Raw genomic sequence first — 21980 nt, 5'->3', positions numbered from 1 at the left:
CGGCAGAATCTCCGAACGCTCTGCCCGCTCTCCTCTTGCCGACGAACGACCTGCCGCCAATACGCTTCCTTCTCCGCGCTGCGATCTCGCATCTTCCGCCTCGCGACAAACCAGGGCCAACCAACCCAAGCCTACCGCAACCCACAAGACGCCACCGTTGCAACGCTCACCCTCACGCGTCAGTTGCCCTGCAAGATCGAAGGTGTAGTCGTAGTCGAGCAAGAGTTGGTCGAGGTTGTCTCGGTGAGTGAGGTCGGTCAGCCGGCCGACATCGTCGTACTCGAAGAGCGTGTTGCCCACGGCCGACGTCTGGTCGATCGACGCGAAACGATCGGTCCGCGTTCGTTCGCCACGAGCATTCCGAGTGCATAGGCTTTGCGCTAACGGAGGGAACTCGGAGATGCAGCCATGCTGTCGATTGGACGTCGATCTAGGACAGAATGTTTGGCCCGTTGACTAACCGGGTCTTCGGAGTTACTTCTTCTTGACGAAACGCTTCCAAAGTTGCGGATAGAGCTTCGGCAAGTCCTCTTCCTGCCACGGTTCGCCGACAAGATCTAAAGGCACCTCTCGGAGATGTTCGTCGATGTCCCCGCCACCCTTGCTGCTGTAGGCCTCCGGAGCTGCGTAGAGCAGTAGCTCGCACTCGACATTTTCGCTGGGTTCAATTGTCTCGGCCGCCTTTTCCGGTGCGTCGAGCCAACGCTGATAGGCTTCGGATCCCTGAGAGATGATCCATGCTCGAAAATACTCGAATCCATCGTCTGAGCAAAAGCCACCGCTAATGATGGACGCGATCGCCCAAAGGTCTTGGCGATAGAGTTTGCTCATCCGCTCGCTCAGGATGTTCTGGAAAGATACGATGCTTCGCTTGCCGAACGACTCAAGCTTCTCCTCGAGTAGCCCCGGATAGTCCTCGTCCTCTTCGGCTTGTTCACGACACGTCGATATAACGTCCCAGAACACCTCTTCAGACATCTTTCGTCGGTCAGCTGGAAAGCGACTTTTCGGCTTCCGTTTCCTGCGAACACTCTCAAGGAGCGATTCTCCTCTAAGCCTTTCAGTCGATTCAGGGTCGCTATCCACGAGTACCAGGTACTCATGGATGGCAGTCTCAGCACCGTATTTGTAGAACTCCGCATACCGTTCGTGCAATAGCCGCTCCTCGCTTGACATCTGCTGGAGTTCATGCTTGGTCGGAAGCGATTCGAAGAACTGTCGGACCCGATCCTTAGCAAGGCCAAACCAGAACCTCCGAAGGAGTAAAAGCTCGCCATTCGCCCTGAGGACTCTCGCAAGCCTCTCAATCCTTTGAGATTGCCTGAGGTTCACACCGTTTTGCTGGTTTTTGTCAATATCGTCAATTTCACGCAAGCCGTCAGAGAGCTGTACGAAACGTGATTCTACCAAATATTTCTCAAAAGTGCGCTGGATTGCCAAGTGTAGCGCATCAGACAATGTGAAGTCTTTGCCCAGTGTCTCGCCGTTCCTTGTCCGTTCTTGTACCAGGTGATTCATGGCTGCCGTGCTATCTCTATCAAATGCAGACATCTTCACGCTCCAGGCATGGCGATCTTGGTGCTACTTTAGTTCTTAGCTCACCGAGGAGCAAGCGTCTGGACGATAAGAGAGCCTTCGAGATCACGGGCAAATATACGGATTGTGTTTGGCCGGGTTCCGGATATTCTTTGTGGCTCTATTGCCAAATCTGTGGGTGGTGAGTGTCTTCTCCGTTCCGCTTGGTAGTGGAGGTTACCGCCGTATGCCAAGGGCCGCGTCCGGCTGCTGCTTTGCCTGGTCTTCTCGCTTCGCTCGCCCTGCATCCTCGCCATCGTGGCTCGGCTTCGGTCGCCCGGCAAAGACTCCTCCTTGGCCGTTGGCGGGGAGGATGTTCCACTGGTCAAGCGGAAAGGAGAGAAGTCGGCAGGAGGGAGTAAAAGAGCATCCCGCTCTCGAGTGGCGCATGATGGAGTTTGCGAGGACTTCTTCAAACGCCAGCCGCGAGAGACGGGATGCGACTTCAGGTTATCCTCAACGCCTTGGAGCGTCACGGGAGTTTCGTCTACGAATCGGCGGCTTGGGCCGATTCGTCGAAAGAGGGACTGCTGGTTCGGGTTCGCCCACGGCGTCGCAGCCGGCCGATCTGTTCGGGTTGCGGGAATCGTGGCGGCACGTACGACCACTTGCCGGAGCGCCGTTTCCAGCATGTGCCGCTGTGGGGCCTGGCGGTCTGGTTCGTCTACGCGGCACGGCGGGTCGCATGCCCTGTTTGCGGGGTGAAGGTGGAACGCCTTCCCTGGGCGTCGGGCAAGGAGCGAACGACCACGAGTTTCCAATGGTTCCTGGCCCGTTGGGCCAAACGCTTGAGTTGGCGTGAGACCGCCGCGATCTTCGGCACGAGTTGGCACACCGTCTTTCGTGCGGTGAAAATGGCGGTTTGCTGGGGAATCCGCCATCGCGAGCTGGAAGGGATCGAGGCGATCGGCATCGACGAGGTCGCCTACCGCAAGGGCCATCAGTACTTCACCCTGGTCTATCAGATCGACCGCGGATCGCGTCGTCTGCTTTGGGTCGGGCAAGACCGGACCAAGGAGACGCTCGGTCGTTTCTTTCGCTTCTTCGGCAGGCGGCGAACCGAGCGGCTGAAGTACATCTGCAGCGACATGTGGAAAGCCTACCTGTCGGTCATCGCTCGCGAGGCCAATGGGGCCCTGCACATCCTCGACCGCTTCCACATCATGCAGTTGTTCAACAAGGCGATCGACAAGGTGCGGGCCCAGGAGGCACGCGAACTCAAACGCAAGGGCTTCGAGGTGCTCAAGCGGACGCGTTGGCTGCTGCTCAAGCGTCGCGGCAACCTCAAACGCAAGGAGGTCCTTCGTCTCAACGAGTTGTTGACGCACAACCTCAGGACGGTCAAGTGCTACCTGATGAAGGAAGATTTCCAGCGGCTTTGGGACTACAAGGCTCCCTGGCGGATCGGATCCTTCTTCCAGGAGTGGCTCGACCGGGCCTTGAGCACACGGATCGAACCGATGCGCAACCTGGCACGAACCCTCGAGCGTCACGCCGAGCAGATCTTCAATTGGTTCGAGGCAAAAGGAGAGATTTCCGCGGGCGCCGTCGAGGGAATGAATCTGAAGGTCAAATTGACGACCCGCCGATCCTACGGCTTTCGCGACCCCAGCACCCTCAAATACGCTCTCTATCACAATCTCGGCAACCTCCCCGAGCCACCATCGACCCACAAATTCTGAAGACGAGGCTGAATAGTAATCGCTCCCGTAACCGTTCACGGATTGGTGATAAGGGATGGGCAGGGTTGCGATCGGAAATGAGCGTCGACGGCGTCGGTGAGGTAGGTGAAGAGGTCGCGGGATTGTTGTCGGCAGGTTTCGATGACGGTCAGTGTGGTTTCGACGAAGCGACTTCCGGCGTTGCTCTGAGTACCGAACGAGAGCTTCCTCCAGATCACGGCGTGACGTAGCGAACGTTCGCTGAGGTTATTGGTCGGGTCGACGCCATCTTGATCGAGAAAGGTCCAGAGCCATTCGCGATGGTCGTAGAGTTCCCGACACATGCCGATCAGTTTCGGGTTGCCGCTAAAGAGACCGCGCAGCAGCAAGTGTTCGATCTCGCGACGAACGGGAGCCAGACGACGTTTGAGTGTTCGGCGTGTGATGGTTCCGTCTCGGCAGCGTGCCCATTCGCGAAAGAGTCTTTTCGTCGGTCGCATCAGGTCATGACCCAGGCGTTTGACTTGGTGGTCGCTGCTGTCGATCAAGGCTTGGAAGTCACGCTTGAGATGAGCGCAACAACACTGCAGGCGGCCAAGCTGCCAGTACATCTTGGCTCGGTCACACATCACGACGCCCGAGAAGTTCTCGCCAAGCAGTTCGTTCAGCACGGTAGCCGCCCGCGAGCCACGCATCGTGAAGAGGGTGAAGGTGCTGGCCACGAAGGTCCACAACCAAGCCTTCTGACCCGCTTGTTTGGTCGGCGTCTCGCCGCAGCAAGGACAAGCGAGTCGATGACGACGGTATTCCGTGATCATCGGCTTGATCTCGGGGAGTTCCCACACTTGATGCCGCAACGGATCGGCGTCCTCTCCCGTCAGCGGTGTGTCGCAACGCCGGCAGGTCTTCGGCAGCAGAGTCACGACTTCCTGGCATTCCTCGGTGGGAACCAAAGAACGTTCGTGTTTCTTATGACCTGGTTGGCCACCGCGTTTGCGCTTCGATCGCGGCGCCTTGCGTGGTGTCTTGGCATGAGGGTGCTGACAGCCGGGAGGCAGCGACGAGTTCCGCGGGTTCTTGGGAGGGCCAAGTGCCTCTTCCAATTCCGCGATTCGCAGCAGCAACGACTCGACGAAGGCACGCACCTCCGGCGTCATCTGGGCCGCGAGTTCAGGAGGTATCTTCGACTTCCCTGTCATGAGCGAATTCTCTCACGAACTCCCTTTCGTGAAAAGACCAACTCACAGGGTGTGAACGGTTACGGGAGATGAGGTATCCGGTTCAATCACGGGATGGAGGATACAAGAACTCTTCAGGACAAGCCCTATGGGTCAGAGTGGTGGTCAATACCACAATTCCGCTCAACAAGTGGAAGGCGATATGCTGGCCTGGCTTGAAGAGCAAGGACTCTTCAAGTTCATTGATGGCGAATAGGAGTTTAAAGCGTGCGCGATCGAAAAGGACGAAAGAGATTTGCGCTGAATACCATCGAGACGGCTGCATGGAGAGACGTAGACGACCTTGATGAGATGATCGAGGCCATAGAGTTTCATCTGATTGCGCCTTGTGAAGTTGCTCGATTCATTCCGTGCGTCGCTTGGACAGTCGATGCTTCGACGGTAGATGAAGAGGTATCTAAAAAACTTGGCCCCATCTACGCGGAAAACCTTAAGAAGAGAGTAGTGAATCTCTATGAGTATGGGCTAGATCGAATAGTGGAGACGGAGGCCGATTACCCGACGCACCAGCACTTTATCGTTGACGGTAAGCTCGATGAACGGTACGCGAAGGGGCTTGAGAAACTCTATCGCTATTACAACCCCGGTAAGCCACCGGAAGGTAACTGTTGAGCCGGATTGGCCCGTTTGGGGACGCGTGTCAATCTTTGGGCATGATGGACGACCGCGAGGAACTGCGCCGACGAATCGAAACGCTGGAAAAGCTCGTTGCCGAGTGGATGACTCGCAACCGTGAACTGACCGAGCACAACTGTGAACTGACCGAACGCAACCGCGAGCTGACCGAGCGCAATCGGGAACTCGAGGCCGAGCTGGCGCGTCGGGGCAAGCGGTATCGTCCCAAAGCGAATACTCCCAAACGACCCCAAAACAAGCCGGACCGGCGCCGCAAGGAGTTTCGCCGTCATGGCGGAACGACCCGTCCCGATCCTCCCGACACCGAGAACGCCATCGTTCACGAAGTCGAACTCGACTCGTGCCCTCTTTGCGGCGGCGAACTCGAAGCGACTGGCGAGTGCGACGAACGGTTCGTGACCGACATCCCCGAACCAAAGCCCGAGACTCGTCGCTGCCGGGAGTCTTGGTCACCGACTTCTACGCCGCCTACCACAGGCTCGAGGCGACAAAACAACGCTGCCTGACTCATCTTCTGCGAGACTTGGCGAAGCTTCGCGAGGAACTCCCCGCCCGGCTGGTCGCCAAGAACATTCAGCCGCTGATCGACCTCTTCCAAGATGCCATCACCCTGGCACGCCGACGCGAGGAGTTATCGCCCGATGAATTCGCGTCCGAATCCGATCAGATCCGCGAACGGTTCGATGCACGTTGGTGGCGTTCCTCGAGCGACCCCGACTGCCAACGGATCTACGATCGGCTGCGCCGCCACAAGGAGGAACTGCTGACCTTCCTCGACGATCCCGCCGTTCCCGCCGAGAACAACTTGGCCAAACGCGACATCCGCAGTGTCGCCGCCGCGCGCTCCGACGGTGGCGTCAACCGCGCCGCGTGGAGCGCCGACGCCTTCGCCGTGGCCAAGACGATCGTCCGCACCTGCCAGAAGAATGGCCTGAACTACTTCCGCTACGCCCTCGACGCCGTCACCTCCCACGTGCCAAACCAACCGCTCCCCCTTCCGATCAGCGAAGCGGGTTAACAGTTACGGAATGGGAACCGACGTGGCGGATCGTGAAGAAGACAACCCCACCTAAACGTCCCCCACGACTGAGTGAATTCATGAAACTGATCGCGGAACTGGGCGGCTATAACAACCGCCCCAGCGAACCCCCTCCAGGACCGGAAACCATCTGGAGGGGCCTACGCCGCATGCTTGACTTCGCGATCGCCTGGCAAGCCTTCGAGAAGGCTCAACCAAAAGATGTGTATAAATGACAGCACTCACGTGCCAGGCTCTACGCGGCCGCCTCGCGGCTACCCACTGTTCCGACCGATCGCGTGGATACACCCTCTCTTGGGTGCCATGCCCAATCGAACGAGCAGCAACGATCACTCCCGATCCTTCGCGACCAATTCACGGAGCTCCGCGGGACGGTTGGTGATCAACCCATCGAGTCCGGCGTCCAAGAGTCGCGTCGCCTCGGCCGGATCGTCGACCGTCCACGCGAAGACCCGAAGACCTTTGGCATGAGCGGCGTCAATGGCCGATGCGGTTAGGTCGCGGGCGCGCCAACCGATCCCTTCGGCACCGGTCGCGGCGACCAGCGCGAACGTCCGCTCGTCAATGGCCTCTTTCCCGAGACAGACCACCACCGTCTCCGGTGACAGTCGACGGACATCGGCGAGGTAGTCCCAGTCAAACGCTTGCACGATCACGTCGCCGGTGAGCTTCTTCTGTCGCAGCAGATCGACGAGAGTGGCCGCATCGCCCGCCTTGCGTTCGATGAGCGTCATCGCGCCTGGCTGGATCGTGTCGAGCGATTCGGCAAGCGTCGGCACCGCGGTCCCGGCAAAATCGGAGGAGTACCAACGGCCGCCGTCGAGCCGCAGGAGGTTCCTTGTGGAGGTCTCGGCGATCTCGAGATCTCCCTGGCCGAGGATGTCCTTCGCGTTGGTGGTCCGCTTGAGGTCCTTGTCGTGAAAGCAAAAGGGAACGCCGTCGGCCGAGTGGTGATAGTCGAGCTCGACCATGTCGACGCCGACCTCCAGCGCCGATCGGAACGCGGGGAGGGTGTTCTCCGGTGCTCGGCTGCTATTACCCCGATGGGCGATCAGGAGGGGGCGTTTCGAGTGCAACAGCCGACGAGCGGGCGTTTGGGGTCGGGGCAAGGAGTCGTCGGCGATGGCGAAGGCGCCGAAGAAGAGGAAAACGAAGAGAATGAGAAATGAAGCATTCAACGGACGTGACTCCGAGTGCCGTGATCAGCCGAATCGTACCACCATTTGTTGGACGTTGAATCCGCGAACGGAGCCCCCCTCTATCTCCCCCTTGGACAAGGGGGAGCAATCGGACCGAACACCTTGGACAAGGGGGAGCAATTGGACCGAACACCTTGAGCGTTCGGAAGTCTTTCCAATGCATGCCCACGCTTGAATGCATGGGCATGGCACCCAGAACAATCATGCCATCGACGCGTTAGTCCTTGACGACGAAGTTGACGAGCTTGCCCTTGCGGCTGGCGACGACGAGTTCCTTGATCACCTGCTTGCCGGAGGTCATCTCGACGATCTTCTCGTCTTCGCGGGCGGCGGCGATGAGGGCCGCGTCGTCGGCGTCGGCGGCGGCCTTCATCCGCGAGCGGACCTTGTTGTTGATCTGGAGCACGACCTCGATCTCGTCCTCCTGGCAAAGCTTCTCGTCGAAGGCCGGCCAGGGAACGTAGGCCAATGTCTCTTCGTGGCCGAGCGCCTCCCAGAGTTCTTCCGCCATGTGCGGCGCGAAGGGGCTGAGCATCAAGACGAGCGGTTCGAGCAACGCCTTGGGTCGTTTCTCGAGCGGGTTGAGGAAGTTGACGAACTCCATCAACTTGCTGATCGCGGTGTTGAAACGCATCGCGTCAATATCGTCGCCGACCCCACGAATTGTCTGATGAAGTACCCGCAACTCGTCGCGCGATGGCTCGGCATCGACGACAGCGGGCAAGAGGGCCATTTCCTCGGAGCGATCATCGACGATGACGCGCCAGACGCGGTTGAGGAAACGCCAGACGCCTTCGACCCCCTTCATCGACCACGGCTTGGTCGCTTCGAGGGGCCCCATGAACATCTCGTAGAGACGAAGCGCGTCGGCACCGTACTCGTCGACGACGTGGTCGGGATTGATCACGTTGCCGCGACTCTTCGACATCTTGTAGGAGCGGGCGTCGACCTTGATTGTCGGGTCCTCGGCGAGGACGAAGTCGCTCCCCTCCTTCTTCACTTGGTCGTTCGAGAGGGAAACGGCCTCGAGCGCCGTCTTCGCCCCCTTGAGAAACCCCTTCCCGTCGGTCCGCTCGAGACTGACCCATCCCTCCGGGGAGCGGTAGCCGACGAATTCCATCTCGCCGAGGATCATGCCTTGGTTGACGAGTTGCTGGAAGGGTTCGGGCGTGTGGACGTAGCCGAGGTCGAAGAGAACCTTGTGCCAGAAACGGGCATAGAGCAAGTGCAAGACCGCGTGCTCGGCGCCGCCGACGTAGAGGTCGACCGGCATCCAGTAGTTCTCTTTCTCCTTGTCCCAACCCGCCCCGGAGTTCGTCGGGTCGATGTAGCGAAGGTAGTACCAACAAGAGCCGGCCCACTGCGGCATCGTGTTGGTTTCGCGGCGATAGTTCTTGCCGTCCCGCTCGACGGTGAGCCAATCCTTGGCCTTGGAAAGTGGGGGCTCGGGAGTGCCGGTCGGCTTGAAGTCCTCGAGTTCCGGCAACGGCACCGGCAAGTCGTCGCTCTCGACGGGATAGTGGTTTCCCTCGTCATCGAGCAAGACGGGAAAGGGTTCGCCCCAGTAGCGCTGACGACTGAAGAGCCAATCGCGGAGCTTGTAGTTGACCGCCTTGCGACCGACGCCCTGCTCGCCGAGCCAGTCGCTGATCCTCGACTTGGCCTTCTTGGTGGGCAAGCCGTCGATCAAGCCGGAGTTGATGGCGGTCCCTTCGCCGGCGAAACAAACACCCTCCTTGACCTTCGCGTCCTTGGGTGGTTCGACGACCGGGATGATCTCCAAGCCGAACGCGGTGGCGAATTCGTGGTCGCGCTCGTCGTGGGCGGGAACGGCCATGATCGCGCCGGTGCCGTATCCCATGAGGACGTAGTCGGCGATCCAGACGGGAATCTTCCGCTTGTCGACGGGGTTGATGGCGTAGGCGCCAGTGAAAACGCCGGTCTTGTCCTTGGCCAAGTCGGTTCGGTCGAGATCGCTCTTCGCGGCGGCTTCCTCGCGGTACGTCGCGACCGCCTCTTTCTGCTCGGCGGTGGTGATGCGGTCGACGAGCGGGTGCTCGGGAGCGAGGACCATGTAGGTCGCGCCGAAGAGGGTATCCGGGCGCGTCGTGTAGACGCGGACCACCATCTCTTCGGCCTGCTTGGGAAAGCCGGACTTGCCGCGATCGGCGAACCACTGCTCCGCCCCGTCGGCCTCCGCGAGAAGGAAGTCGACCTCGGCTCCCTCGCTACGGCCGATCCAGTTGCGTTGCATCTCCTTGATCGCCTCGGGCCAGTCGAGCGGCACGAGGTCGTTGATCAAGCGTTCCGCGTAGGTGGTGATTCGGAGCATCCACTGCCGCATCGGCAAACGGGTCACCGGATGGCCACCTCGTTCGCTAACACCGTTGATGACCTCTTCGTTGGCGAGCACCGTGCCGAGGGCGGCGCACCAGTTGACCGGCGCGTGGGCGATGTACGCTAAGCGGTGCTCGTTCCGATAGTCGGCGATGGCGCGCTCGCCGGCTTTGGTGACGTCGCCGGGAATCGGGAGTTCGTCGATCGGCCGACCCCGATCGGCGGCTTCGTCGTACCAGGTGTTGTAGAGGTTCAAGAAGATCCACTGCGTCCAATGGACGTAGCCCGGATCGGTGGTATTGACCTCCCGATCCCAGTCGTAGCTGAAGCCGAGCGACTGGATTTGGCGGCGGAAGGTGTTGATATTCCGTTCGGTGGTGATCCGCGGATGGGTGCCGGTTTCGACCGCGTACTGCTCGGCGGGCAAGCCAAACGCGTCCCAGCCCATTGGGTGCAGGACGTTAAAGCCCTTCATCCGGCGATAGCGGGCGAGGATGTCGGTGGCGGTGTATCCCTCGGGGTGGCCGACGTGCAACCCGTCGCCACTCGGGTAGGGAAACATGTCGAGAATGTAATATTTCGGTCGGGAATCGCCATCAACGGCGCGAAAAGTCTTGTTTTCGAGCCAGTATTGTTGCCATTTCGGCTCGATTCGTTTCGGAAAATAGGTCGGCATGGGTCAACCCGCGGTTCCATTCCATCGGAGGTCGGAGCGTCGACGTTTCGCCCCATGGTCCTTTGGACACCGTTGTTTGCGTCGTTGTTCGGGGAACGATTCCCAATTCGATTGGATAGGGAACCACTCGCGGCCCGGCAAACCGGGGCGTCGCGTCGAGGGGGCTTTGGCGCGAGAAATCGCCCTTTCTCGTCGACTTCAGGCTAGATAGGATAGGGAATCGGCGATTCTGGACGTCTTTTGGCAAAAAAGGTCCTCGATCGGCCCCGCGGCGGCCGGGAACTTTTTGCCCGCCAGGGACGTCTAAGACCGTACAGGGTGATTGTGCGCCTACTTGCGAAACCAGAGGACATCATGCGGAAGATCCCGACCCGAGGATGGACGAGTTCGGCCCTGCCCCTGTTGGCGGCCGGAGCGGTACTCTGGGGACTGACCGGACCGGCGTCGGCCGAGGAACTGCATCCCATTCTCCAGCAGGAACTCAAGGAGATTCGGGATCACATCGACACGATCAACCGCCGGGCGACCCGCTACGAGCCCGATCACATCCGCTCAAGCGTGACCGAGCTCAAAAATCGCATCGAGGAGTTCACCTGGGACGCCGACGTTGAGCGTGATGACCCGATGATCGTCGAACTCAACGAGAACGTCGACGGCTTGCTGACCAACGCGCTAAAGATCTCGGCGGAACGAGCCGCCAAAGAGATGGCCCGCAAGGAAGCCGCCGAACGAATCATGTCGATGGGCCGCAAAGGCATGGGAATGATGGCGGGTGAAGGCCAGTACGACGACATCCCGGTCGATCTCAACAACGTCAGCTTCAAGAAGGATGTCGCGCCGATCGTGATGGGGGCTTGCGGCCGCTGCCACAACGCCAGACGCCAATCGGGCGACTTCGACGCCACCAACTTCGCCTCGTTCCGCCAGTACATCACCCCCGGCAAACCGGGCGACAGCCACCTTCTCGATCTCGTCACCGGGAAAGAGGAGCCTCGGATGCCGCGCGGCAACGTCGACTTCCCCGATCGCTGGCTTGAGATCTGGACCAAGTGGGTCGAGCAAGGCGCGAAATACGACGGCCCCAAGGGACGCGAACGCGCCGAGATCGCGACCTACATGGTCGACTTCGACACGCAGCGGAAGCAGTATTACGCCAAGTTGCCTCAAAAGGAACTCGAAACGCTCCACGAGGCCGAATCCGATCGCCAGGTCCGCATTGTCTTTGGCGATGAGGATGTCAACAAGTACGTCAGCACCAACGCCATCATCCAGACACCACTGAGCCCAGGTGACGCCGAGTATGTCGGCGTCCTGACCGATGCGGTCATCGAGAAACTGGTGCAGATGTTCGGCATGCCGAAGGACAAGCCGGTGTGGAAGGGCCGTCTCGGCGTCAACGTGCTGACGAGTCGCGCCGGGTATCTCTCCTTCAGCCGCCAGGTCGACGAGTTCGATCCCGCCGACAACATCACCGGGCATGCACGCAACGAGCCCAAGCACCAGTACGTCGCGACCTACCCGGCCGAGGAGACGGGCGTCGGGCTCGATGGATCGGTGACCGAGCACGTGACGTCGGCGTTTCTCCGCTGGCAGCCAACCGGAAAGATCGACGATTGGGCGGTTTACGGCTTCTCCCGCTACATGGCCCGACAGTTCGATCCCAGCTCACTCGGACTCCGCGATGAGATGCGGAAAGCCAACGAACTCGCGTGGCAGCAGCGATCATTGCTGGACGTCTTCGGGAAGAAATTGCCGTGGGTCGAGGCCGCTCCAATGGCGACGAGCTTCATCCAATACGCGATGGACAACGAGCCCAAGAAGACCGTCGCCTTCCTCAAGGACTTCTGTCGTTCCGGCGACTGCGGCGGCGCCATGGAACGGAATCTCGGCAACCCGCAACAACTCGCTCGCGGCTGGGTCCAATGGGCCGCCGGCCAGCACAAGAAGTGAGCCGGCGCGAACGCATTCGTTCGCTTCTCTGTCCGTGGGCATTTAGCGGGCATCCTGACGGGGTGAACATATTGCCGAGTACCAAGCCCACGCCACATGCCCATGAAGACGTGGGCATCGCACCCGAGCCGCTTGTCAGCCAGCGACAACGCTCAGTGCCTGGGGTCACGCTCGTGTGACTATGGAATCCCGCAAGTCCACGAAGTGAGCGAAGGATCGTTCGTGTCGTCATGATCATCCGCCTAGTCGAGGACGCGGACGTCGAGCAGATCTGCGAGATCTTCCACACGACGATCCACACCGTCAACGCGAGCGACTACACCGAAGAGCAACGCCTCGCCTGGTCGCCGCACCTGCCTCCCGCGGATCGGTGGCGGGAGCGTCTGTCGGCACGGACGACCTTCGTCGCCGACGACGAGGGCGTGATCGCGGGCTTCGGAGAGCTCAAGCCGGACGGGTACATCGACTGTTTCTACTGCCGCAATACCTACCAGCGCCGTGGCGTCGGCTCCCAGATCCTCGCCGCCCTCGAACAAGCCGCCCGTGACGCGGGCCTCCAGCGCCTCCTCGTCGACGTCAGCATCACCGCTCGCCCCTTCTTCGCGGCGAAGGGCTATCGCGTCCTGCGTCAGCAGGAAGTGATCATCCGCGAGGTCGCGTTGACGAACTTCGTGATGGAGAAACAGCTCGCATTGACCCCAGCCTCGGCGGAGCACACCTCCCCAAGTGGTTGAGGCCATCGTCGCTTTCAGGCATCACCTCCTATACTGCGTTCACGGCCGCGATGATTCACCGAATTCAATACCGTCACTCGTCGGGGAGGCAAGCGATGTCCGAAGTGCACAAACTTTACGAGCACATCAGCCGGGAGTTGCTCGAAAACTTCCTTTTCCAGGTCCAATCGACCCCCACCGAGTTCAATCGATTCCTGAACGCGGGGGTCGAGGAATACTCGGAGAGCGCCATCAAATACGTCTTCACCTGCCCCTCGCGCGAGAAGGCCCAGGCGCTCAAGGCTCGGATCGCCGAGGAGGTCCCGGAGGACGGGACGGAGATCGTCGAGGAGGATGACGAGATTTTTCTCGAAGGCACCTCGGTTGATGTCGAGTTCGATCTCGAGTCGATCCTGGAGTTGGTCGGGTGCTTCTGCGGCATGGGGGCGTACGAGGACTGCCGGTTCGAGGCCTGGGTAGTCGATGGTTGCGACATGGCTGCCGACTTCACCTTTGAATCGCACGATGCGGAGATCGAGTTCACGGAGAAGACGATCGCGATTCATCTTCCCGAAGCGATCGAGCCGTTGGAATGCGCCGACAAGTACCTGGTCCCGATCGAGTCAAGACTCCAAGCGACGGGGTTGGGAACCCTCACCGGCGGTGCGCCGCGGTTGGCGATCGAGGACGCGGACGTCGAGATCACCGGCGTTAGTATCTTCCTCGAGTCCGAGAAGCGGAGCGAGGCGGTCGCGATGCTCCGCAAGGAGTTGCCGAAACTCGGGGCCCCCGCCGACACGACGATCAAGACCCAGGACGAAGAGGTGGCGCTGTGAGGGTTTGACGTGCCGCATTGTCCTTAAGCTGCAACCAACGGGCGAAGGTCCAGCTTGAAGCTGGAGCGTGCGTCGCACCTTCCTCGTCGCAACGGACGTTCTCCTCCGAGGAAGGGTGGCCCAGATTGCTCGTCAATCTGGGTACGCGCGGCGTACAAGAGACCCCGAACAGGATTCACCATCGCTCATCGAACGATCGCGTCATCCGTGACCTCTAGCGGCTGCGCCGCCCCGGTAGCGAAGCAACCGGGGCTACCCGGACATCGCGGGAAGGAGCAACCGGGGAATGCCGGTGACGAGAACAGCCCCCCTCTATCTCCCCCTTGGACAAGGGGGAGCACCGAATGCAGGAAGGAACAACTCTGGGGATCGTCGCGTGACTTTGACGGTTGCGGAAGCTCTAGCGGTGGACGCTACGAGCATTTGGTGAAGTCTTACTGGATCATCGCGAATCACCACTCAAGGCTCGATCGACGACACGATAAGTACAACGACTCGACGCTGACTCGCGAATGACACCGTCGATCGCACGTCTTTGGATCGCAAATTTTGGAACATCTTTCCGCCGAGAATGCAGGGTTTTCCTCAAGTCAAGACAAAGAGCACTCGTGAACACCCCGATACCGCAAGAAACGGCTCTTTTGGCGAGGAATCTGACTTTGGCACGGTGGTTGCTCCTGTTGTTGGGCGTGACAACAACACGCAACAGGAACGAAAAGGAGTTCAACATGCTCGTGCTCACCCGCAAAGAAGGCGAACGGATTCTCATCGGTAAGAACATCTCCGTCCAAGTGGTGCGACTGGAAACCGGTGGCGTTCGGATCGGCATCGAAGCCCCTCGCGAGGTCGAGATTCTCCGCGAGGAGATCGCCAACCGCTACCGTTGGTCCCCCTCGCGCATGGAGCCGTCGGTCAACTGAAACGCTGACCCACTCATGAGAAGATGGAATCTTCAACGACAAGAAGGAGTTTGACCATGTACGCTCAGAAAGAAGAAGAAGTCACGGGAAAGTTGGTTGTCGTCATCTCGAGCTTGGCGACCTTCTTCGTGATCCTCGCCCTTCATGGAGCCATCTGACGGCTCCGTGAGCGGTTGCGGAGACGCCGGCGCTCGGTCTCAGGACCGGCGGAGGGACTCCGCGAAGGAAAGGCAAGTTCATCGCGTTCCCCCTCCCGGCCCCAGGTGCCGAGGCGAGTCCCTGAACGTGGCTCGTGGTGCGGACTCGAGTGAACTTGTCTCACGGCCATGACGATTCAACCCCTCACGTCGTTCTCTGAATCGAAGTGACCCGTGAATAGCCAGTCAGTTCAGAACCGATACACATCGACTCGCTGATCGTGTGATCGACAATTCGACCAAGTCGTCGACGTCCCGATGGGAACGGCCCCAGTGTCAGGATTCCCCTGGAAAGACGTTCACGATGAAAATGCGCGCCTCGCTCGGATTCCGGGAAGATCCCGTCCCGGGTCCAGGAACCCAAGGCGACAGTTGCCGCGACGGTCCCTGCCCGCATATCCTTGGGGAGTAGGTACGCCCCGCGCGAAGGGAAATCGTCGACGTGACGGCGTGAGGGGGAAGAGTTCCCCTCACGATTCCCCCGCGTGAGGGAAACATCATCCCCCCTTGGGAGGTCCCCGCCTTGATGCTTGAAATGCTGACGATGGCCGTGCTCGCCGCCCCCCCTGGCCCGCCATCGATGATGGATCCCGTGAAAGCCGCCAAGCTCGAACAGCGGTTCCTGGCCAATCCGCGGCAACTCACCGACGACGGGAAAAACGGCGAGGGCTACTTTTCGCCCGATTCGTCGAAGATCATCTATCAGTCGGTCCGGGGAGACCATCCGTTCTACCAGATCTACATGCGCGAACTGGGCAGCGACGCCGACCAGCTTATCTCGACGGGCGAGGGGCGAACGACGTGCAGCTACTTCCACCCCACGAACGGAAGAGTCCTCTTCGCGTCAAGCCACCTCGATCCCAACCGGACCCAGGTCACCGCGGACGAGATCAAACGACTCGAAGATCTTCGCAAGAACCCGCCGCAACGGCGGTCGTATTCGTGGTCGTTCGACCCCTACATGGACATCTTCGAGGCCAACCCCGATGGGACCGGCTTGCGTCGTCTGACGAAGACGAACGGGTACGACGCCGAGGGTGCCTACTCCCCCGACGGCAAAAAGATCGCGTTCTGCTCCTTCGAGCACGGCAACGGCGACATCTACGTCATGGACGCGGACGGCTCCAACCGCGTGCGCCTGACCGATTCCCCGGGCTACGACGGCGGACCGTTCTTCTCGCCCGACGGCAAGCGGATCATCTACCGCGGCGAGGCGGGCAAGCCGGACTACTTGCAGCTCTTCGTGATGGACGCCGACGGATCGAATCAGCGGCAGCTCACCGACAACGACGCAGTCAATTGGGGCCCCTACTGGCACCCCGACGGCAAGCACATCATCTTCTCGACGAGTTTGCAGGGCCACTACAACTACGAGCTGTACCTCATGAACGTCGACACCGGCGAGATGGCTCGGGTCACGTACATGCCGGGCGCGGACGTGCTACCGGTCTTCAGCCCCGATGGGAAGAAGTTGCTGTGGACGAGCAAACGCGGCAAGGACAAGACGGGCAACTACAACAGCGAGCTTTGGATCGCCGACTGGGTCATGCCCCCCGAAAAGGTGATCGAGACCGCGAAGAAGAGCAAGTCGAAGCCGTAGGGTGTTGAATGGTTCATTCATTGCCCAAACGACTCTTGGGTGCCATGCTCCACGCTCGCCGTGGGCATGCTCAAGAGACCCACGCTCGCCGTGGGCATGCTCAAGAGACCCACGCTCGTCGTGGGCATGCTCAAGAGACCCACGCTCGCCGTGGGCATGCGGGAATTGCCTCCGATTCAGCACATTCCCGCACGAGTGGGGAACGAGTCTTCATGAAACGGACGATTCGGTCAGGACTGTAGTGGCCCGTTGAATTGCTCACGACCCCAGCCGAGCGAAGAGACATGGGTCGCTCGTCGGCCAGGAGTCCCCTCACCCCTGGCCCCTCTTCCACTGGGAGAGGGGAAATCGGGAACGTCCCACTAAACCAATCGCCGCTTGGGAAAGATCGGTCCCCAAGGATGCCTCGGGTGGTTCCAGCGGTGGTTGCCGTTCGTCGCTGGTTCGGCGCTCTTCTCCGAGGGAACAGTCGCAACAACATCGGCCAGGACGGGGGGAAAGACCGGCTTTCTCCGGTCGAACTTCCAGAACTTCGGCCGTAGCCACAGTGCCCGATCCCTGCCGAGACTTCGAAGCACCGTCGCCACGAGCCCAGGGGACTTCGGCGACGAGCGGAGCGGGTACTCGTCAAAGAGCGACTCGCGGAAGGTCAACTTCGCGAGGACTTCCACATCGACCATCGCGCCAGCCGACTGAATGACCACACCTTCGAGCGCTCGCTTGCGAAACCCTCGGATCGGACAGAGCGGATCGCGCACCGGCACGCCCAGCAGCATCCGCAGTCCCCACGCGAAGGGCCGCAGGAGCCAGCGTTCACGGCGGGAGCGAATGCCCACGACAATGTCGGAGAAGTTGAGTCGATCGACTAGTTCGGCCAGGTCACGTTCCTTCAGCGTCACCGCGGCATCAGTCATGATGATGCTGGGCCAACGGCACATCTCGCCAAGAGCGGCGAGATCGGGAGAGGACGCGTCGGAATCCCAAGGAATCCAGCGAATGCGAATCCCCCGCGAGCGCGCGGGAAGCCGGCTGGGGATCGGCTCATCGCTGAGGACGATCACTTCGCCGGAAAGGCCGCAACCTTCGAGCAGGTCGACGGCCGACTGCCACACGGGCGCGACATCGCCCGGGCGAATCAGAAGGCTGATTGGCGATCCGGCGAGGGAGTTTCGGTGGAAGAGTGTTTCGAGATCCATGCACTCACAGCGAGCGGGTTGAGGTTTCCTCGTCCCGACGCGGATGATCGGCCACGGCGAAAGGCACGTTGGTCAGCAGAATGCGGGCATCGCGGTGGTCGCCGAACGAGGTGTGCCGGTTGTCGGCGACGACCTCCCAGTTCCGGGTTCGCGGATCGCGTTTGACCCAGGGCAACTGACTCGCCTTCATCACCACGAAGCAGGGCTTGTCGCCCTCGCCCAAACTGACCAATTCCTCCCAGTCGCCAACCAGACGCGCGGGCGGCCCCGCATGGAATACCAAATCGGGGTCGAACTTTCCGAAATAGTAAATCGGACGCTCGGGAGTTGCCAGTGTTCGAATGACTTCGGCAAAACGCGACATTTCCCGCAGCGGGTCGATCGCCGGCAAGATCAGATGGATCTGGAATAGGAAACAGACCAGCCACGGAAGCGCGAGCCCGGCAATCATGCGTTGATTGCGCCGCTCGTGCCAGCCCGTTTGGAAGAGCCACACGCAGCCGACAATGACGACGGCGCTGATGCCTAAGAGGGGCCAGTTCTCGCGCAGCAGTCGTTCGACGTGCCCCATCATGAATCGGTCGGTGAGATTCAGGTGGCGCTCGGCGAGGCTGAACTCCATCAGCGATTCGACCACGCCCTTTTTGAGGAACTCGATCGTCGCCCAAAGCAGCAGCGGCGCGGTGAGCGTCGCCATCGCGAAGGCCGAAATGAGCACCCAACGAGCCCGACGACGAGGATTGCGCTGCGGCCGGGTGGCATTGCGGTCTTCAAACCGCGCGAATCGATCGCGCATCCAGCCAGCGAGCAAGAGAGCGACCGCCGGGTAGACCGGAAGCAGGTAGTCGGCGCGTTTGAAGCTGACAAGCGTCAGCAGGACGAACTGTGAGATAACCCAGCTCAACAGAAAGAGATACTGCTGCGACCAGGGATCCTCGCGTTGGACGAGGCGTTGGCGATGCTTCCAAAGCGTCAAACCCGCCGCCGGGAGAAGGATCGACCAGGGAAAACAGTCGACCAAGAGCCGGGGGATGTAGAACCAAACCGGTCCCGATTTCAGGCTAGAACTCGTTCCAAGCGCCCGATCGAAGTTGTGATGAACGACAAATTCCCAAAAATAGGCTCCTTGGGTCGCCCAGAAGGCATAGGCGAACCACGGTCCGGCAATGAGCGCCACCGCCAAGAGTCCGGGCAATAGCCGCATGCGATGCCAGGTTCCCCACGCGCCCCGCTGGGCCACTGGAAGAATCGGCTCGCCGCGCGCCCACAGGTAAGTCGCGATCGGCAGCATCGTCAGCACGACCGCGATCGGGCCTTTGATCAGCACCCCGAGAGCGAGTAGCGCGTAAAAGCCCAGCCAACGTTTCGTCGTCCGTTCTTGCTCGTCGCGATGAAACTCCCGCCAAAAGACAAAGAGCGCCAGGAGGACGACCAGACTCAGCAGCATGTCGATCCGCCCCACCCTCGCGAGCCAGGCGTAGCGGGTCGTGGTCGTCAGAATGATGCCGGCAAGCAATCCGGTCTCGAGGTCCCAGAGTCGTCGACCGAAGAGGAAGACGATCCCAATCCCCGTCAGGGCCGCGAGGACGGAGGGAAGCCGGACGGTCCAGGCGCTGACCTCTCCGCCGCCGAGCAAGGAAAAGGCGGCGACCGCCCAGTAGTACATGGGCGGTTTTTGAACTTCGGGGTCGTTGGTGATGAGTGTCGGGATGAGCCAGTGGCCGGTGCGCAACATTTGTTGGGCGTTCTGAGCCGCGCGGCCTTCGTGCGAACTCCAGAGGCCTCGTTCCTCGACTCGCCACGCGAAGACGAATGAGGCGAAGGCCAAGAGCATCGAGACACTCACCCACAGGGGAAAGCGAACGCCCTGCCAAAGGGTGCCCGCACCCTCCTCGTTCCCCTCACCGGTGAGTGAGGTGAGGTCCGCACCGGAATGTTCGAGCGACGTCGCGTCCATGCTCGCTCTCGCGATGGCCTTTCTGGTCCCCCCTTCGGCCTGGGCGTGGCCGAGGTTCGCGACGGAGTGTACCGTCTCGTTCGTTTCGGTCAATCGGATCACGGCAGACTCTTACGAATCGTTGCCTGCCCAGACCACCTCAAGCCACCAGACAACCTCATCGCGTCGGTTGGCCTCTCGCGGGAGAGACCATACGTTAAGCGGATGCGTTCAATGATGTGAAGAAAATGGGTTCGCGAACCGTTCGGGCAGCGGCGACGTTTGTGGTTGCCGCTCGGAACAGATTCGCAGGATTGCGGCAAGACGGGACAACTCGAGGATCGTTCGAGTTCGCCCCTGACGGCACGAAAGGATTCAACATGACACTGATGGTTGTCGGATCGATCGCCATCGACTCGGTACAGACTCCGCGCGGCGAGGCGTCCGAAGCCCTTGGCGGGTCGGCGTGCTACTTCGCTTACGCCGCGAGCTACTTCGCGCCGGTGCGTGTGGTCGGTGTCGTCGGCGACGACTTCCCCGAGGACTTTCTGGGCATCCTCAACGAGCGCGACGAGATCGACGTCTCTGGTGTCAAGCAAGAGTCGGGCAAGACGTTCCGTTGGAAGGGCCGCTATCACCGCAACATGAACAACCGCGACACGCTCGAAGTGCAACTGAACGTCTTCGGCGAGTTCGATCCCGTCATTCCCGACGCCTATCGCGACAGCCCCTACGTCTTTCTCGCCAACGGCAGCCCGACGGTGCAGCGCAAGGTCCTCCATCAGGTCAACAAGCCGAAGCTCGTCGTTGCCGACACGATGGACCTCTGGATCGAGACGGCGCGCGACGACTTGACGCAATTGCTCAAGGAGGTCGACGGCCTCGTCCTCAACGATTCCGAAGCGCTGATGCTGACCGAGGAAGATCTCATCGTCACCGCGGGCAAGAAGATCCTCGACATGGGACCGAGCTTCGTCATCGTCAAAAAGGGCGAGCACGGCGCGATGTTCTTCGGCGAAGACGTCACCGTCACCCTCCCGGCATTCCCGACGGGCCAAGTCGTCGATCCGACCGGAGCTGGCGACAGCTTCGCCGGCGGCCTGATGGGGTATCTCGCGTCGCAGGACAAACTCGACGGCGAAACCCTCAAGCGGGCGATGGCTTACGGCACCATCGTCGCGTCCTTGACGGTCGAGGACTACAGCCTCAACCAGATCCGCGTCACCGACCGCGACCAGATCGACAAGCGACTGGCGACGTTCCGCGACATGCTTCTGCTGCCATAGCGCAAGCGGGTCATCTTCGCTTGCCCACGCAAGCATGAGCATGGCACCCAGAAGGCGCCCGGCGCTAACGGTTACCGGCTGGCGGCAAGCGACCCGCCAGCCCTCGCTGCGTGAGGCCCTATGAACCTCTCCTCGGAACTGACGGTGAGAGACGCCAAGCTCGCGGATCTTCCCGCCATCGTCGCCATCTACAATCAATCCGTTCCCGGCGGTTGGTCGACCGCCGACACTCGCCCGGTGAGCGTTGACGATCGCCGCGCCTGGTTCGAGAGACACGACCCCGCTCGCCGTCCCCTCTGGGTCGCGGAAACGGAGCGTGAGGTCGTGGCTTGGGTCGGTCTCTCCTCCTTCTACCAGGGTCGGCCCGCCTACGACGCGACCGCCGAGATCAGCACCTATGTCGCCACCTCCCACCAACGCCGTGGAATCGGTAGATTCCTCAAGGAGCGCATGATCGCGCATTGCCCCAACCTCGGCGTAACAACCTTGCTAAGCATGTACTTCGATCACAATCAGGCGACGCGCCGAATCAACGATACACTTGGGTTCGAGACGATGGGGCATCTTACGTCCATCGCCGTCGTTGATGGCATGCCGCGCGGCTTGATCATCGCGGGACTAAGAATCCCCCCAAACGTCCCAAACGATTCGCATGTCGCGTGCTCGACGTAGCGTCCCTGGGTGACATGGTCCTTACACTCCGCGTTGAAGACCTCGTCGAAAGAACTCTCGGAGGGGCGATTCGGCCCTTGATGGGACACTTCCTCCGGGACGATCCGTTCGATGAATCGAGCAAAGGCAAGCGGTGCGACACGTGATCGACACCTTTCCCCGGTTCGCTGACTTGTGCAACCGGCCGGCACCTCATTTGCCAATCCGCTGTAACCCTCACAATAGCACCGAACATGGCTTCTTTTTGCGAGAAGAGGTGATGGGTTCGATTGATGATTGGCCAATCGTCGCGTTACTCTGATGTCGGAAGAAC

General features: G+C 60.6%; 18 protein-coding genes. 12 read left to right on the top strand and 6 right to left on the bottom strand.

The window, feature by feature from the left end; translation table 11 throughout:
* Nucleotides 1-474: 474 nt before the first annotated feature.
* A complete protein-coding gene (locus tag Pan216_RS11555; RefSeq protein ID WP_145258145.1) occupies nucleotides 475-1551 on the bottom strand; it encodes a DUF4240 domain-containing protein in 1077 nt (358 codons plus the stop codon).
* 461 nt (nucleotides 1552-2012) lie between these two features.
* On the opposite strand from Pan216_RS11555, the gene Pan216_RS11550 reads away from it, so the two are divergent.
* Nucleotides 2013-3257, top strand: coding sequence for an ISL3 family transposase (locus Pan216_RS11550; RefSeq protein ID WP_145257603.1), 1245 nt, complete (start codon nucleotides 2013-2015; stop codon nucleotides 3255-3257).
* Nucleotides 3258-3292: 35 nt separating this feature from the next.
* On the opposite strand, the gene Pan216_RS11545 is transcribed toward Pan216_RS11550, so the two are convergent.
* Complete coding sequence (locus Pan216_RS11545; RefSeq protein WP_145258144.1) at nucleotides 3293-4435, bottom strand: IS66 family transposase; 1143 nt, start codon at nucleotides 4433-4435, stop codon at nucleotides 3293-3295.
* A gap of 246 nt (nucleotides 4436-4681) precedes the next feature.
* On the opposite strand from Pan216_RS11545, the gene Pan216_RS11540 reads away from it, so the two are divergent.
* Genes Pan216_RS11540 through Pan216_RS28265 form a run of 4 tightly spaced genes read left to right on the top strand, consistent with a single transcriptional unit; the run spans nucleotide 4682 to nucleotide 6364 of the window.
* Nucleotides 4682-5086, top strand: coding sequence for a hypothetical protein (locus tag Pan216_RS11540; protein WP_145258143.1), 405 nt, complete (start codon nucleotides 4682-4684; stop codon nucleotides 5084-5086).
* A 41-nt stretch (nucleotides 5087-5127) separates the two neighbouring features.
* On the top strand, nucleotides 5128-5616 hold the full coding sequence (locus Pan216_RS28270) for a hypothetical protein (RefSeq protein ID WP_419193543.1): 489 nt from the start codon (nucleotides 5128-5130) through the stop codon (nucleotides 5614-5616).
* Complete coding sequence (locus tag Pan216_RS11535) at nucleotides 5556-6128, top strand: IS66 family transposase (RefSeq protein ID WP_419193542.1); 573 nt, start codon at nucleotides 5556-5558, stop codon at nucleotides 6126-6128. Before Pan216_RS28270 ends, Pan216_RS11535 begins: the two co-directional genes overlap by 61 nt.
* Nucleotides 6026-6364, top strand: coding sequence for an IS4 family transposase (locus Pan216_RS28265; RefSeq protein WP_419193669.1), 339 nt, complete (start codon nucleotides 6026-6028; stop codon nucleotides 6362-6364). Before Pan216_RS11535 ends, Pan216_RS28265 begins: the two co-directional genes overlap by 103 nt.
* 114 nt (nucleotides 6365-6478) lie before the next feature.
* On the opposite strand, the gene Pan216_RS11530 is transcribed toward Pan216_RS28265, so the two are convergent.
* Together Pan216_RS11530 and leuS are read right to left on the bottom strand one after the other, a co-directional pair.
* Nucleotides 6479-7327, bottom strand: coding sequence for a glycerophosphodiester phosphodiesterase (locus tag Pan216_RS11530; protein WP_145258141.1), 849 nt, complete (start codon nucleotides 7325-7327; stop codon nucleotides 6479-6481).
* Nucleotides 7328-7565: 238 nt separating this feature from the next.
* A complete protein-coding gene (gene leuS / locus Pan216_RS11525) occupies nucleotides 7566-10361 on the bottom strand; it encodes a leucine--tRNA ligase (RefSeq protein ID WP_145258140.1) in 2796 nt (931 codons plus the stop codon).
* Between the two features lie 354 nt (nucleotides 10362-10715).
* Here leuS and Pan216_RS11520 point away from each other — a divergent pair, with 354 nt between their 5' ends.
* The 5 genes from Pan216_RS11520 (at nucleotide 10716) to Pan216_RS11500 (ending at nucleotide 16577) form a co-directional block, all read left to right on the top strand.
* Complete coding sequence (locus Pan216_RS11520) at nucleotides 10716-12311, top strand: c-type cytochrome domain-containing protein (RefSeq protein ID WP_145258139.1); 1596 nt, start codon at nucleotides 10716-10718, stop codon at nucleotides 12309-12311.
* Nucleotides 12312-12541: 230 nt separating this feature from the next.
* Nucleotides 12542-13045 (top strand): GNAT family N-acetyltransferase, encoded by a 504-nt coding sequence (locus Pan216_RS11515; protein ID WP_145258138.1) that lies wholly within the window; start codon nucleotides 12542-12544, stop codon nucleotides 13043-13045.
* A 95-nt stretch (nucleotides 13046-13140) separates the two neighbouring features.
* Nucleotides 13141-13860, top strand: a complete 720-nt coding sequence (locus Pan216_RS11510) for a hypothetical protein (RefSeq protein ID WP_145258137.1) — start codon at nucleotides 13141-13143, stop codon at nucleotides 13858-13860.
* A gap of 728 nt (nucleotides 13861-14588) precedes the next feature.
* On the top strand, nucleotides 14589-14780 hold the full coding sequence (locus Pan216_RS11505; RefSeq protein ID WP_145258136.1) for a carbon storage regulator: 192 nt from the start codon (nucleotides 14589-14591) through the stop codon (nucleotides 14778-14780).
* Between the two features lie 723 nt (nucleotides 14781-15503).
* Nucleotides 15504-16577 (top strand): PD40 domain-containing protein, encoded by a 1074-nt coding sequence (locus Pan216_RS11500; protein WP_145263870.1) that lies wholly within the window; start codon nucleotides 15504-15506, stop codon nucleotides 16575-16577.
* A 362-nt stretch (nucleotides 16578-16939) separates the two neighbouring features.
* Here the strand turns inward: Pan216_RS11500 and Pan216_RS11495 are convergent, their stop codons facing one another.
* Together Pan216_RS11495 and Pan216_RS11490 are read right to left on the bottom strand one after the other, a co-directional pair.
* Entirely contained in the window at nucleotides 16940-17773 is an 834-nt protein-coding gene (locus Pan216_RS11495) for a glycosyltransferase family protein (RefSeq protein ID WP_145258135.1), read from the bottom strand.
* Nucleotides 17774-17777: 4 nt separating this feature from the next.
* A complete protein-coding gene (locus Pan216_RS11490) occupies nucleotides 17778-19832 on the bottom strand; it encodes an ArnT family glycosyltransferase (protein WP_145258134.1) in 2055 nt (684 codons plus the stop codon).
* 257 nt (nucleotides 19833-20089) lie between these two features.
* Here Pan216_RS11490 and Pan216_RS11485 point away from each other — a divergent pair, with 257 nt between their 5' ends.
* Nucleotides 20090-20995: a PfkB family carbohydrate kinase gene (locus Pan216_RS11485; RefSeq protein ID WP_145258133.1), complete on the top strand. Its 906-nt coding sequence runs from the start codon at nucleotides 20090-20092 to the stop codon at nucleotides 20993-20995.
* 144 nt (nucleotides 20996-21139) lie between these two features.
* Entirely contained in the window at nucleotides 21140-21667 is a 528-nt protein-coding gene (locus tag Pan216_RS11480; protein WP_419193541.1) for a GNAT family N-acetyltransferase, read from the top strand.
* Nucleotides 21668-21980: the final 313 nt, after the last annotated feature.

It is taken from the genome of Kolteria novifilia (genome assembly GCA_007748055.1).
In the GTDB taxonomy this organism is placed as follows: Bacteria; Planctomycetota; Planctomycetia; order Kolteriales; family Kolteriaceae; genus Kolteria; species Kolteria novifilia.
The sequence above is the reverse complement of the archived record's forward strand: the minus strand, read 5'-3'. Positions and strand labels throughout refer to the sequence as shown.